Source organism: Paraburkholderia phymatum STM815, from assembly GCF_000020045.1.
Taxonomy (GTDB): domain Bacteria; phylum Pseudomonadota; class Gammaproteobacteria; order Burkholderiales; family Burkholderiaceae; genus Paraburkholderia; species Paraburkholderia phymatum.
In genome coordinates this window covers 422,941-435,411 of the sequence record NC_010627.1, presented here as the reverse complement: position 1 = coordinate 435,411, position 12,471 = coordinate 422,941, and the positions used below count along the sequence as shown (strand labels likewise).

The following is a 12,471-nucleotide window of genomic DNA, read 5'->3' as shown; positions in this document are numbered from 1 at the left end:
ATCCGACGCGCGTACCAATTGAGGAAAAGGAAAGTTATCGCTGGCTTGAGAACATCGCCAGACAGCTACACTGCTTGACGACCCAGTGCGTTGCATTCACGTCGGCGATCGGGAAAGCGACATTTATGAACTGTTTTGCACGGCGCACGATCTGAGCACCTTCTTTCTCGTGCGGACCTGCGTTGACCGGCTCGCCGGAGATGGCCAGCACACCATCGCAGACAAAATGGAGCAGGTTAAAGTTAAAGGACTGCATCGTGTCGAGATCCGCGACGCGAAGGGACATCCGATGACTGTAACCCTTGAGCTTCGTTACCAGCGCATGACAGTGTTGCCGCCCATTGGCAAGCAAAGCCGTTACCCGGCTCTGCAGCTTACGGTGATCCATGCCCAAGAGCGCGATGTACCGCCCGGGCGTGCCGGCATCGAGTGGAAGCTGCTGACCAATCTCCCGGTCCAATCGCGTGCAGAAGCAATCGAGAAGCTCGACTGGTATGCCATGCGTTGGAAGATCGAAACCTTCCACAAGATCCTCAAATCGGGATGTAAGGCCGAGGACTCGAAGCTGCGCACCGCCGATCGACTTGCGAACCTTATCTCCGTGTTGTGCATCCTGAGTTGGCGCATATTCTGGCTGACGATGATTAGCCGATGCGCGCCGCAAGCTCCAGCCGAGGTAGCCTTCACGTCAACCGAAATGGATCTGCTCGAACGCCTGGTCCCGGACTTGCCGGCCGCGGCGCAAGCGCCGCCGCTCTTGCGAAATCTAATCAAGGTCGCACGACTCGTTGGCTATCTTGCCCAAGCCAGCGATCCACCTCCAGGCAATACCGTCATGTGGCGTGGCATGCAGCGTCTCACTGACATTCAACTGGGATACGAACTCGCGCTGAACCGAAGTGGGTAATTGCAAGCCGGCGAACACGTCTTGATGAGCGAGTTTAGACGGTGGTCGAGGGAGGTCGCCTGCGATGCGGTAGCAGCGCGGCGATGTCGCTGGCTTTGTGGGTCGGCAAGCATGTCAGGACGTCTTTTCAGATAGGCGAGCGGATCAAACTCATGATGTCGGCCGCGCCCTAACCCGCGCGCAGCGGTTCGTCGATACGGTTGATGGGATGATCAGCGATATGGGCCACGACATATTCGAGGTAGGCGCGCGGGTTGATCCCGTTGAGCTGTCCCAATCAGACTGTACATCGTGGAGAAAGGCTTGCTGCAGGATTTATCGCGGTCAGCGATCCGCTGAAAAGCCTCTCTTTTCAATGTTGTAATATCTATGAGCTTGCTGACAGGAATGACGGGAGCCACCTCCGATGCATGCTCAAAGTGCTCGCGGACGATGTCGGACTTTTTTATCAGAGGCGCTACGGTAACCGCTTCGCAAGCGCGGCATCAGACCGGTCATCGCTAGGCGCTGTACTGAATACTGCAGCGGCCTTGACAAATTCCGGTGGATGTCGACCGACTCATTCGTGGCTCGATAGTTTCCGTCGTGTTCGCATTCGCTTCGACCGCCGATCTGACATTCACGAGGCATTCCTCAAACTAGCCTGCACACTCGTCTGCTGCAACATCGTGGCTTTTCTTAACCGGGCCTATTGAGCTCAGCATGACGAATTCCCAAGAAGAATTTGTTTAGCTAATGCGTGCAATTGCGGAGTAGCCCCTGCAAGTACATGGCCTGCGGAAGACTCTGATAACGGGCGGCCATCCCAATCTGTAATGATTCCGCCAGCGCGCTCGATCAGCGGCACCATCGGCAGGTAATCATGCGGAGACAACCCCGATTCAACGACAAGATCACAATGGCCTGCTACCAATCCAGCATAATTCGCGCAGTCACCGCTATACCTGTAGACAGACACCGCATCGGCGAGCTTGCGATAGCTCGTTCGCTGAGCTTCAGTAAATTTGTCGGGCATCGTCGTGCACAAGCGCGCTTCATCGACGGCTGTGCACCCGCTCGTTTTCATTTCGGCGTACGAGCAATAGGCTCTTACCTGCCCTGCGATCATTCGTCGGTTCATCGCAGGCAAGTCGATCGCCCCTAGCCATGGCTCGCCATCCCACAGCACGCCGATTAAGGTACCCCACATCGGACTACCAGTCGCGTAGGCTCGCGTCCCATCGAGTGGATCGAGGATCCATCGAGCTCGCGTCCCCGCTTTTGTCTCGTCGTCCACGCCAAATTCCTCGCCACGAATGCTGTCTCCGGGATGCTTGCGTGCTAGGTGCTCACGCAGCGCGATCTCGACCTGCTGATCAACAATCGTGACAGGTGACCTGTCAGCCTTCTTTGAGACTCCTACAATTGCGAAATCATGCCGCGCAAAGACCTGGCGCGCTATGTCGCACAGCTCCTCGACCGTCTGAAAATAGCTGTCTTCCCGTTCGAGCTGAGTCTGCGCGTCCGAAAGATCGTGTACCATTTAGAAATCCCGATTTTTGCTAAAAGAGATGGGCTTATTCCCCCCTCCGACCACCGTCGATCCGCATCACCATCGCCGCCGCAGGGGAACCAGCTAGCAGACTTCGGCCGCGGCATCGCTCGCGGGCAATAGACGTCCCATGGACAGTCGGCGCATTACCACTCGTGAAAATCACTGATCTCAAAGGATTTCTGGGTCAGTGGCACCTCGATTAAAATGCGTGATACGGCGTTCACCCCAGTCCCGCTGTTTGCAAGCTCGATCGCCGTGCGCTTGGTTAAAACTTCCACGGCATGCTTAATCATGCAACACACCGCGCGACGTTCCGCCCCATATGCCCCATCTGCGAAGACATATTGACGATTGCACCGCCACGGTGGCCATCATCTTTCTGGCTGCGGGCTGCTAGGCGGTGTATATCCAGTCATCGATGTTTTCGAGCGCGCAGTTGGCGGCGTCACGGTCAGTGACATCACTACAGTGTGCAACGGCTGCTGTACCGTTAGCTCTTACGGCTCCGACCACTTCGTCGAGTTCTGCGCGATTCCGGCTCACGATGTGTACGCGTGCCCCGAATGCCGCGTGCGATGCTGCGCTCCCAGCGCCTAGGCCGTGGGCGACACCCGTCGCGAATTGGGCGGGACAATTATGGCCAAGCTTTGCTGCAGTCTGGATAGATCTTCAAGTTCGGCAAGCATGCTTTATCATCCTGTGTTTGATGGCGTGGAACTGCGTATCACGAGCTCGCCAGGGATCAACCTTCGCTCATCCGAGCTGCCTTCCTTCGTAAGCAGTTCCAGAGCGGCGGCGATCATCTGCGCGACGGGCTGACGTATCGTCGTAATTTCGTAAGCTGCCTGTCGCGCGACCGGATGATCGTCGAAGCCGAAGATACGTACGTCCTCGGGCACGCGTAGACCTAGTCCGAAACGAATGCCGTCGATGGCTCCCGCTGCAATCTCATCGTCGGCACAACAAAACGCGTCGATGTCGGGATGACGCGCAAGAAGCAGTTGCGCGGCCTCGTAGCCCCATGCGTAGGTATATTCCTTGTCGAGCGATGGCGGAGCTAGCATATCTCGTTCAGCAAGACGGCTGAAGAAGCCGCTACGTCTGTCCCTGTTTGTTGACACAGCCGGATTCCCGCCAATGAATGCGGGCTTGCGGCTACCAGACGCTAACAGACAATCCGCCGCGATACGCCCCCCCCCAACGTTGTCGGTCGAAACGGAATGACCCGCCCCGACCTGTGAATAGCGGTTGAACATCACGACCGGCACCCCTCGCTTGACACACAGGTCTGCGCCGGACGACTGCAATGAAGCCGTCGTGATAATCACCCCACGCACACGGTACTGCAGCACCAGAGGCATGACGTCGTCGACGGTCTCAGGAGCCGATGCATTGAACAACAACGCCTGCAGGCCAAGCTTACGCAGTTCCCGAGTAATGAGATCCAAGACGGGTGGATACCACGGATTCGTGATGTCAGTCATAACGATTGCCACCACGTCGAATCGTCCGCTGCTCAGACCACGAGCTACCGGATCGGGTTCGTAATCCATCAGCTCGATGACCTTCAAGATTTTCTCTCGAGCTTCGTTAGATATAGCACCATTGCCGGAGATAAAACGCGAAACGGCAGCTTGTGAAACTCCGGCGAACTTCGCGACATCCTTTTGTGTTGGGGCCTTTCTCTTCACTTCCGCCTATCTTGTAAGGAGGTTGGAATTTTTTTGCTCTGACGATTCTTGAGGAAACGTCTAAGACAGTTCTCAACAATCCGCGAGACGTCGTTATTATAATCGGAGTGAGACAAGCTCCCTACGAACGTAATGGAGCCTACCGCGAACAAGCCTCCCCCCGCAGGCGCCTCGCCTACCACCATGTGCGCGCAGATGCCATTGTGCTCTCGCGGAAGCTCGCCTGCTGAAATAGTCCACGTGAGTATCTCCTCAGGCACTGTCCGGAAGCTCGCGCCATGCCCTTCCGATACGGCCACCACTCTGACGTAACCAGGTGTACCCAGGTTGGCGTCCACCTGATCGAGCTCGAAGCCCGCCACTCCGCCGCCGGAGAGACCGAAGTTGCCGAACTTCTCGCCCGTGACACCCTCGAAGAGCCAGCTCACGTCCTCGTCGTACGACTCGGGAGTTCGGCGATATCCGCAGCCTTCATAGGCCCCCTGCACAGCGAAACCCACGCCTCCGGTGCGTTGCGGTACGATCCCGTTACGCCGCCACATGCCGCCATATTCTCCGTCAAGTTGCTGATAATACTCGCCGGGCTCGCTTGCCCATGCTCGGATGCCGCCTTCCGCTCTTCTGATTTCGAGCATATGCGGCTGATCGAACGGACGAGCGACTTTCCAATAAAATCCATTAGCGCCCATATAAATGAGGTAGCCGCCCTCCTCTCTGTATTGAATGATTGACTCAATCGTGCGGCGGGTATGGTATTCCGGGTGCGAGCCGGTAATCACTACGTCGTATGGCGTCAGTGCAGCGACACCCTCTGCATCGAGATCTTCGTCAGTGATCACGTCGTACTCGAAGCCTTTTTCCCTTAGCCAGTCGGTCAGATGTGAATCGGCGGGAAAGTGCCGCAGGCCAGAACCTCTTTTGTCGGGGAACGAGAGTCTGCGAGCGGTAAGCAACTGGATGAAGCGCTCGCGAGAAGGCGGCTTGAGATCGCTCAGGCCAGGCAAGCGTGGGCGTCGGCCGGGAAGTGGCCGGCTGGATCATCGGCAGGCCGTGAGAATCCGCAAGCTGATCATCGAACGGATGCCGGATCAGCTGGCGTTGCCGTTCTACCTGTGGACCCGCGAATCGGTGGCGCAGCTCATCGAGCGGGAGTATGGCATCAAGGTGTCTGCGTGGACGGTCGGTCGATACCTGAAGGCGTGGGGCATGAGTGCCCAGAAGCCGGTACGGCGAGCCTATGAGAGAAACGATGCGAGCATCGCGCGCTGGCTGAACGAAGGCTATCCGCAGATCGCGAAAGAGGCGAAGCAGGAGAAGGCGACGATCTACTGGGGTGACGAAATGGGGTTGCGTAGTGATCACATCAGCGGCACGAGCTTCGCACTCAAGGGGCAAACGCCAGTTGTGCGCGCGACGGGAAAACGCTTCGGCTGCAATATGATCTCGGCCATCACCAACCGAGGAGCATTGAACTTCATGGTCTTCGAGGGCAAGTTCAGGAACGCCACGTTCATCGAATTTCTGAAGCGCATGCTCAAACAGGCTGCGCACAAGATCTATCTGATTGTCGACGGCCATCCCGTGCATCGGTCCAAGGCAGTCAGGCGATTCGTCGCCGATCATGCTCAACGTCTGCGTCTGATTCAATTGCCGGGATATTGCCCTGAGCTCAATCCCGACGAGCTGCTCAATCAGGACGTGAAGACCAATGCGCTCGGCAAGAATCGACCCGCCAGCAAGGCGGAGATGATCGACGGCGTTCGCCGTCATCTGCATCGTCGGCAAAAGGAGCCTCACGTGATCCGCAACCTGTTCAAGGAGAAGCATGTTCGGTATGCCGCGTAGGCAACTACGCACTATTTGATGCACTCGTCAATTAGGCCAAGAATCAACCCGCTGCGCATGGCCGGCGACAGTTCGCGCATTTGCTCGACTTCGAGTGTCCACGGACCCACGAGTTGAACGTTCTTCGCGCCAAAGCTGTTGAACTGGCGGATCGCCGAAACCGCGTCAGCGCCCGCGGTTAGAAAACAGATCATATCGGGACGCGTCGACAGCGCCTTTGTGAAGTACTGCGTGAACTGCCGTTCGCCCAAAGGGTGGTTGTCGTTGCCCAACAGTTCGAGACCGAGCTCCTTTGCGGTAACCTGAGCGTAGTGCAGAAGCGACTGCCCGAATGCATAGTCCGCCGTGATCGTGTAGATGCGTTTCTTCTCTGGCAGCGACTTCTTCACATATTTGAGCGTCGCCCGCAGGGCCGTATAAGGATGCGCAGACCACTGGAACGTATAGGAACCGCATCGCTGGCCGGCAAAATCCTCCGAACCGCCTGCTGCGAACTGGAGAATTTTCTGTTGTCGTGCGACTTCGAGTTCGGCTAGACCGACCGCACTAGAGAAGTTGCCGACGAAGCAAGTCACTTTGTCAGAAGTCACTGCTTCCGTGAGCCGTCGGACACCCACCGCAGGCTTCCCCTCGTCGTCGCGCACGACGAGGTTGATCTTCTTCCCGGCAACGATTCCATTGTGCTCATTCACGGCGAGCTTCGCCCCCTTCAAAACGAGGTCGCCTGCATATGCAAAGACTCCAGTCTGCTGCGAGATGACACCGAGATTCAAGGTGCTATCTCCGCCTTGCGCCCATGACACCCCCGCTACCGTTGATCCGAAACCTGCGAGGCCAGCCTTGAGGACGGTGCGGCGTTTGAAATTGAAGAGCGGTTCCACGAACTTTTTCCGTAGCGAACGCCGCGATGTACCATCACGGCCTGAAGGACGTGGAAAGAAGGCCGTCGCGGTACGACGACGGCCAATCCAGCAATCAGGCCGAGAATTTCATGGCCGCACCAAAGCTCGTCAGTGCGGTTTCGAGACGCTTGAGCAATTCGTCCATCTCTTCTTCGCTGATCACAAGCGGCGGCGCCAGAAGCGTGCTGTTGTTATACGGGGCGATGCCCGCCGAGTAGACAATGAGTCCCGCATCAAAGCAATGCGCAACGAATTCCGTGTTCGCATTGCGCGCGGGATCGGGAGCGGCCTTCGTAATGGCATCGGTGACGAACTCGAAGCCCCAGAGGAGGCCGCGCCCACGAACGTCGGCCATCCAGGGGAAGCGCGCCGACAATCGACGCAACCCCTCTTCGAGTTGAGCGCCGCGTCTCTCTACATTGGCGAGCACGTCGTTCTCGCGCATATAGTGGATGACCGCATCGCAAACCGCCGCGCTCAACGGATTCGCGCTGAAGGTGTGTCCGAACGGCACGATCTTGCCGTTGTCGCGGAACGCCTCATGAATGCGCCGATGGAACAGCACCGCTCCCATCGGGGTATAGCCGGACGTCATGCCCTTCCCCGTCGCGATCATGTCCGGCGAGATCCCATCGTGCTCGCACGCAAACCAGCGGCCGGTGCGCCCCATGCCCGTAATTACTTCGTCAGAGATGAGCAGGACATCATGACGGTCGCAAATCTGCCGCAGAGCGTGTAGGTATCCAATGGGTGGCGTCAGTGCGCCGCCGGCCGCTCCGACCACTGGCTCCACGATCACTGCTGCAACGCGCTCCGGCCCGTACTCACGAATGATGCGATCCCAGACCATGGCGCCGTGCGCTTCAGCATCCGTGCCTTCCAGCGGAAATCGGAAAGGGTACGGCGGCGGCGCGACCGCGAATGTATGCAGCAGGTTGCCGTAATCAGAGCGACGCGCGTTGTGGCCCGACATTGATAAGGCGCCCATCGTCATGCCGTGATAGCTGATTGCGCGCCCGAGGACGTGCGTTTTCTCCGGCTTCCCTGCGATACGCCAGTACTGCTGTGCGGTACGAAGTGCGAGTTCCGTTGCCTCAGATCCGCTGTTGACGAAGAACACCTTGTCGAGCCCTTCGGGTGCCAGAGCAGTAATCGACTCGGCGAGATTTTCGGCTGGTTCGCTGGAGAACTGGGTGCGATAGGTGAAGCAAACCTTGTCGGCCTGCGTCGACATAACGTCGAGCACCTCGCGCACGCCATGGCCAATGGAAACGGTCATCGCGCCTCCCGATCCATCGATGTAGTCGCGTCCCGACCGGTCATACAAGTAAATCCCCCTTCCACGCTCGATCAGCGGCAGCTGCGACCCGCCTGGCTGCTTCAAAAGAGGCGAATTCGCCTTACTGAATACGCATTCATTCTTAGACACAATTTCACCTTTGGATATGAGGCTTGATATTCGCCCATGGGGCCTTACGGCCAATAAGTTCTACTGACATGGATGAATACGAATTCTAGAAGCCTAAAAAAACTGTTCTACTAGGAAGAACCCTGAGAGTTAGTTCCATCGACGCTGCCTCATGATCGTGAGGGCGTCAGCAGATCAGGCAGCGACTGCGCTTGAGAAACGCATCGTGAAAAAGAATACGGAGGCGCGAAGTGATGCAATCAGGCACTCGTGTGTTCAACGCCCCAGCAGTATTCGCCCGGGCCGCTGCCATGGTTGGTACGATGCCTAGCGATCACCGACTCGATGCCACCATTGCCCAGCGCTCATCGATGTCCCGCGGCATAGACTCGGTCTCCAAAATGGTGCCGCGCAATCGGCGAATCCATGGAATCGCGTCGATTTGCGGCGGCAATTACCTGACGCCATTGACGTTCGCGCCGGCCAAGATCGCGGCGAGCGGAGTGCCGTTGGCGCCGGTCGGAATGCGGCGCTGGGCACTTGTTCGTGAGCGATCAGTAGAGTCCGGTCCAGTTTTTCGCCCCACCCCCATGGTGCGGGATCGATGACGGATGGACCGCGGCTTCCGAGAAGTCCATTTGGTCTATCGCTCGCAGCTTCGCGAGCAACGGTTCGTGCAAGTGGACTTGCACATCGGCAGCCAGTCACTCGCGTAGCAGCCGCGAGCGCGTCACGCTTGAGCCGCACTCCAACGCTGGCAGGCACGTTACCGGCGCAGCCCGGTATGGAGGACGAACAAGATTCAGGCGAGCGCGGCGTGAAGTCTAACAGCCCCGCGGGGCCTTTTAGAAACCGACTTATAGCGCATGACTGCGTCAGCCTGAATGAAACGGCGTGCCACACGGGCTTGTGCGGATGCCGGCCGCGAGACGGCGCCAGGGTAGATCGCAAGGATCAGCCGTTAGCGGTCCGGGTGCTCTTGCAACTAGCACCGCGTGCGAAATCGGCTCGAAGTCCGCGCGGAAATGCACTGAGCTCTTGTTCACGAGGATCTTCATTTGTTCAGGCTGAATGCCAGCGATACGGTACAAGTTGCGCTCGAACATCTGCGCCTTGGTCGAGCTAACCGCGACTAGCACATCGCCCACCCGCAGGCACGCGACGGGGCCCAATTCGGCCTGCATCCCGTTCATCATCGGACCGTCGTAGCAGCAGCGCCCATCGGACAGGTGCACCACCTCGAATTGTCCAATGAATGGTTTATCACCGGGCACGGCCGAACGCCCGCCAAGAGCGAGCTCAAGTCGCGCACCGACGCCAGCAGCGTGAGCTGCTGCCGCTGCTGGCGGATCAAAAACCAAACCTAGCGCTGCACCTCGCGCTTGATGGCTGACCAAGGCACGCAACATTCCCATGGTATCCGCATTGGCTCCAGCGCCGGGGTTGTCCTGTGTATCGGCGATCACGACAGGTCGGTTTGTACCTTCACTCAGACGTATTGCTTCGCGCACCGCATCGTCAGGCGAAAGAAACGATACCCGCCACGCCGCTTCATCCCGCAACATCCGCAAATAGAGCGAATCGGCCGCTTCGCGCGCGGATTCGGGTCCGCGCCCGTACGCCCAGATTACGGGACCACATTCAGGAAAATCGGCAGCGGGAAAGCCTGGCGCAAACGATACTGACACTACTTCGCCGGCCTCCTGGGCGACGACGCTTTCGTACATGCCACGTGACGGCTCTACTAATGTACACATGGCGTTGATCGGAATGAGGAACGGTAGCCTTCGCGATGCGCAATGCAGCGTCTCGCCTGCCATTAACCGCGCGAGCAGTCGCTCGGCACGTGCACCAGTCTCCGCCTCATCGACGTGGGGATACGTGCGGTATGCGACGAGAGCATCGGCGCTGGCAAACATCCGTTCGGTAACGTTCGCATGCAGATCGAGTGACGCAACCATAGGTATGTCTTTGCCGATTGCGGCGCGCACGAGCGCCAGTAGTTCACCCTCTCCATCGTCGAGGTGTTCGCTCACCATGGCGCCGTGCAGATCCAGATACACTGCATCAAAATTGCGTCGCGCGGCCGCCGTTACAATCTCACCGCTGATTCGCTCAAACGCGTCACGTGTAACATGTGCCGACGGAGTCGCGCCCGCCCAGATTACCGGCAGCAGTCGATGGCCAGCCGCTTCTGCGGCGCAGATAAAACCACCCACAGGAATGTTGACGTCGCGCAACGCAAGTATGTCGTCACCGCGCGTCATTGGTGGGAAAGCCCCGCCACGTTCAAAGTCTTCGTATCCAGCTTTTGAAGGCGCGAAAGTGTTGGTCTCATGCTGGAAGCCTGCGATCAGTATGGTCCTGGTCAAGGAGCAGCTCTCGAGAAATGGATAAATGCGCCCAACTTAGATTGGGCGGTCTGTGCACGCGCAATGCCGCAAACGCTGCAGCGCCCAAGGCAGATAGCAAGAGCAATCGACCATATTCGTAAGCATCACTACGAATGAGAACGACGATGCCACCGCGTTCGTGGACCTTGGATGTCTGACGTCAAGCAGCGCGCCGCCCTTGGCAACCCTCGGTCGCTCGAAGCAACATACGTGTGTAGTCGCTGGCGACGCGCGCCGAGCGCACATCATCGACAGTAAGCTGCTCAACGATTTCCCCGTGTTGCATCACGGCGACGCGATCACACAGGAAGCCAACTACCGCAAGATTGTGACTGACGAGGATCATCGTCAGCTTGTGTTCGCGGTGTAACCGGCGCAGCAGATTCAAAATCTCCGCCTGTACCGAAACATCGAGCGCCGACGTCGGCTCATCGAGCAGGAGCACGCGCGGCTCTACGATCAGCGCCCTCGCGATCGCGACGCGTTGCCGCTGGCCGCCGGACAACTGATGCGGATACCGGAAGCGAAACGTGGGTCCGAGTCCCACTTCGGTGAGTGCTTGCGCGATGCGTGCATCGGCATTAGCGATCCGGTGGATCGTCAGAGGCTCTCGCAGCGCTTGGTCAATCGTGAATCGCGGGTGCAGCGAAGCGTAAGGGTCCTGGAACACCATCTGCACCCGGCGTCGAAACTCGCCGTCGAGCTTGCCGCCGATCTTCGTGCCATCGATTGACAGATTGCCGGATGCGAGAGGCACCAGACCAGTCAATGCGCGCAGCAGGGTCGATTTGCCTGACCCCGATTCACCGACGAGCCCAAAAACTTCACCCTCCCCGACCGAGATGCTTGCATCACGAACCGCATCGACGTGGCCATTTCGCGTCGGAAACCGAATTGATACGTGATCGATATTGATCATTGGGAAACCTCCATTAGCCAGGCCGGATCGCGCCGCAACACTGGCAACTCCAGGGGCGGGTCGACAAGCGGCGGGTTCGCCGCAAGCAGACCACGGGTGTAGGGGTGCGTCGCTCGATGCAGATCCCGGGCAGCACATGTCTCCACGATGCGGCCGGCGTACATCACCGCGACGCGGTCGCAGAATGACATCACGAGTGGCAGGTCGTGGCTGATGAACATGAGGCCGGTGCCATGTTGCGCGATCATCCCATCAAGCACTGAGAGAACCTGCATTGAAACCGCGACGTCGAGCGCCGAGGTCGGCTCGTCGGCAATCAGCAGGCGCGGGCCCGTCGACACCATCATCGCAATCATCACGCGCTGCCCCATGCCGCCTGACAGTTCGTGCGGATATGAATCGGCGACCCGCTCGGGGTTCCGTATCTGCACAGCGTCTAGCGCGCCGACGATTCGTTCACGCAGTGCGGGTCCACGCAGCCCCGGCTCGCGCAACCGGAACGCTTCGCCCATCTGCTTCGCGACCGTCATTACCGGATTGAGCGAGTACTTCGGATCCTGGAGAATCATCCCCATCTGACTGCCGCACAAACGCCGATGCTCGCGAGTCGACATTGCCAACAAATCCTTGCCGTCGAAGCGCATGGTGCGCGCAGACAAATGAGCGGCATCCGGCAGCAGGCCGAGTAAAGCCCGCCCGGTTAACGATTTGCCGGAACCGGATTCGCCGACGATACCAAGGCGCTCACCGGGCGCCAGTGTCAGCGACAGGTTACGCACGGCATTCGTGATCGTACCGTCATGACCGCGAAAGCCAATCTGCAGCCCGTCGATCTCAAAGAGCGGCGTGGTATTTCCTCGCTTCGCTTGCAT

General features: G+C 58.4%; 12 protein-coding genes and 4 pseudogenes. 3 read left to right on the top strand and 13 right to left on the bottom strand.

Going from position 1 to position 12,471, the window contains the following annotated elements:
• Nucleotides 1-85 precede the first annotated feature (85 nt).
• Entirely contained in the window at nt 86-907 is an 822-nt protein-coding gene (locus BPHY_RS37825; RefSeq protein ID WP_208459166.1) for an IS4 family transposase, read from the top strand.
• A gap of 34 nt (nt 908-941) precedes the next feature.
• Here the strand turns inward: BPHY_RS37825 and BPHY_RS44415 are convergent.
• Together BPHY_RS44415 and BPHY_RS44410 are read right to left on the bottom strand one after the other, a co-directional pair.
• Nucleotides 942-1,053 (bottom strand): annotated as a pseudogene (locus BPHY_RS44415) (transposase domain-containing protein); the annotation flags it as partial.
• Nucleotides 1,054-1,076: 23 nt separating this feature from the next.
• A pseudogene (locus BPHY_RS44410) lies at nt 1,077-1,178 on the bottom strand (transposase domain-containing protein); the annotation flags it as partial.
• A gap of 198 nt (nt 1,179-1,376) precedes the next feature.
• Here BPHY_RS44410 and BPHY_RS42865 point away from each other — a divergent pair.
• Nucleotides 1,377-1,602 (top strand): annotated as a pseudogene (locus BPHY_RS42865) (IS5/IS1182 family transposase); the annotation flags it as partial.
• 2 nt (nt 1,603-1,604) lie between these two features.
• Here BPHY_RS42865 and BPHY_RS37820 read toward each other — a convergent pair.
• The 5 genes from BPHY_RS37820 to BPHY_RS37810 all read right to left on the bottom strand — a co-directional run bounded on the left by BPHY_RS37820 (nt 1,605) and on the right by BPHY_RS37810 (nt 5,136).
• Complete coding sequence (locus BPHY_RS37820; protein WP_012406714.1) at nt 1,605-2,429, bottom strand: inositol monophosphatase family protein; 825 nt, start codon at nt 2,427-2,429, stop codon at nt 1,605-1,607.
• 155 nt (nt 2,430-2,584) lie between these two features.
• Nucleotides 2,585-2,734 (bottom strand): hypothetical protein, encoded by a 150-nt coding sequence (locus BPHY_RS42375; protein WP_107203689.1) that lies wholly within the window; start codon nt 2,732-2,734, stop codon nt 2,585-2,587.
• Between the two features lie 100 nt (nt 2,735-2,834).
• The gene (locus tag BPHY_RS44405; protein ID WP_083775972.1) at nt 2,835-3,104 is read right to left on the bottom strand and encodes an SDR family NAD(P)-dependent oxidoreductase; all 270 of its coding nucleotides are present in this window, start codon (nt 3,102-3,104) and stop codon (nt 2,835-2,837) included.
• Nucleotides 3,105-3,133: 29 nt separating this feature from the next.
• Nucleotides 3,134-4,132: a LacI family DNA-binding transcriptional regulator gene (locus BPHY_RS37815; protein WP_012406713.1), complete on the bottom strand. Its 999-nt coding sequence runs from the start codon at nt 4,130-4,132 to the stop codon at nt 3,134-3,136.
• Nucleotides 4,129-5,136: a DUF5376 domain-containing protein gene (locus BPHY_RS37810; RefSeq protein ID WP_167538906.1), complete on the bottom strand. Its 1,008-nt coding sequence runs from the start codon at nt 5,134-5,136 to the stop codon at nt 4,129-4,131. The genes BPHY_RS37815 and BPHY_RS37810 overlap by 4 nt, the downstream gene beginning before the upstream one ends.
• Here BPHY_RS37810 and BPHY_RS37805 point away from each other — a divergent pair.
• Entirely contained in the window at nt 5,090-5,977 is an 888-nt protein-coding gene (locus tag BPHY_RS37805) for an IS630 family transposase (RefSeq protein WP_107203687.1), read from the top strand. The genes BPHY_RS37810 and BPHY_RS37805 overlap by 47 nt on opposite strands.
• A gap of 11 nt (nt 5,978-5,988) precedes the next feature.
• On the opposite strand, the gene BPHY_RS37800 is transcribed toward BPHY_RS37805, so the two are convergent.
• The 6 genes and pseudogenes from BPHY_RS37800 to BPHY_RS37780 form a co-directional block, all read right to left on the bottom strand.
• Nucleotides 5,989-6,858, bottom strand: coding sequence for an ABC transporter substrate-binding protein (locus BPHY_RS37800; protein WP_012406711.1), 870 nt, complete (start codon nt 6,856-6,858; stop codon nt 5,989-5,991).
• 94 nt (nt 6,859-6,952) lie between these two features.
• Nucleotides 6,953-8,308, bottom strand: coding sequence for an aminotransferase family protein (locus BPHY_RS37795; RefSeq protein ID WP_012406710.1), 1,356 nt, complete (start codon nt 8,306-8,308; stop codon nt 6,953-6,955).
• A gap of 166 nt (nt 8,309-8,474) precedes the next feature.
• A pseudogene (locus tag BPHY_RS43755) lies at nt 8,475-9,089 on the bottom strand (IS5/IS1182 family transposase); the annotation flags it as partial.
• A 73-nt stretch (nt 9,090-9,162) separates the two neighbouring features.
• A complete protein-coding gene (locus BPHY_RS37790; RefSeq protein ID WP_012406709.1) occupies nt 9,163-10,659 on the bottom strand; it encodes a M81 family metallopeptidase in 1,497 nt (498 codons plus the stop codon).
• A 181-nt stretch (nt 10,660-10,840) separates the two neighbouring features.
• Entirely contained in the window at nt 10,841-11,599 is a 759-nt protein-coding gene (locus tag BPHY_RS37785) for an ABC transporter ATP-binding protein (RefSeq protein WP_012406708.1), read from the bottom strand.
• Nucleotides 11,596-12,471, bottom strand: a complete 876-nt coding sequence (locus BPHY_RS37780; protein ID WP_012406707.1) for an ABC transporter ATP-binding protein — start codon at nt 12,469-12,471, stop codon at nt 11,596-11,598. The genes BPHY_RS37785 and BPHY_RS37780 overlap by 4 nt, the downstream gene beginning before the upstream one ends.

Coding starts and splice junctions, on each gene's coding strand:
- BPHY_RS37820 (WP_012406714.1), bottom strand. CDS start 2,429: ATGGTACACGATCTTTCGGACGCGCAGACTCAGCTCGAACGGGAAGAC.
- BPHY_RS42375 (WP_107203689.1), bottom strand. CDS start 2,734: ATGATTAAGCATGCCGTGGAAGTTTTAACCAAGCGCACGGCGATCGAG.
- BPHY_RS37805 (WP_107203687.1), top strand. CDS start 5,090: ATGAAGCGCTCGCGAGAAGGCGGCTTGAGATCGCTCAGGCCAGGCAAG.
- BPHY_RS37785 (WP_012406708.1), bottom strand. CDS start 11,599: ATGATCAATATCGATCACGTATCAATTCGGTTTCCGACGCGAAATGGC.
- BPHY_RS37780 (WP_012406707.1), bottom strand. CDS start 12,471: ATGCAAGCGAAGCGAGGAAATACCACGCCGCTCTTTGAGATCGACGGG.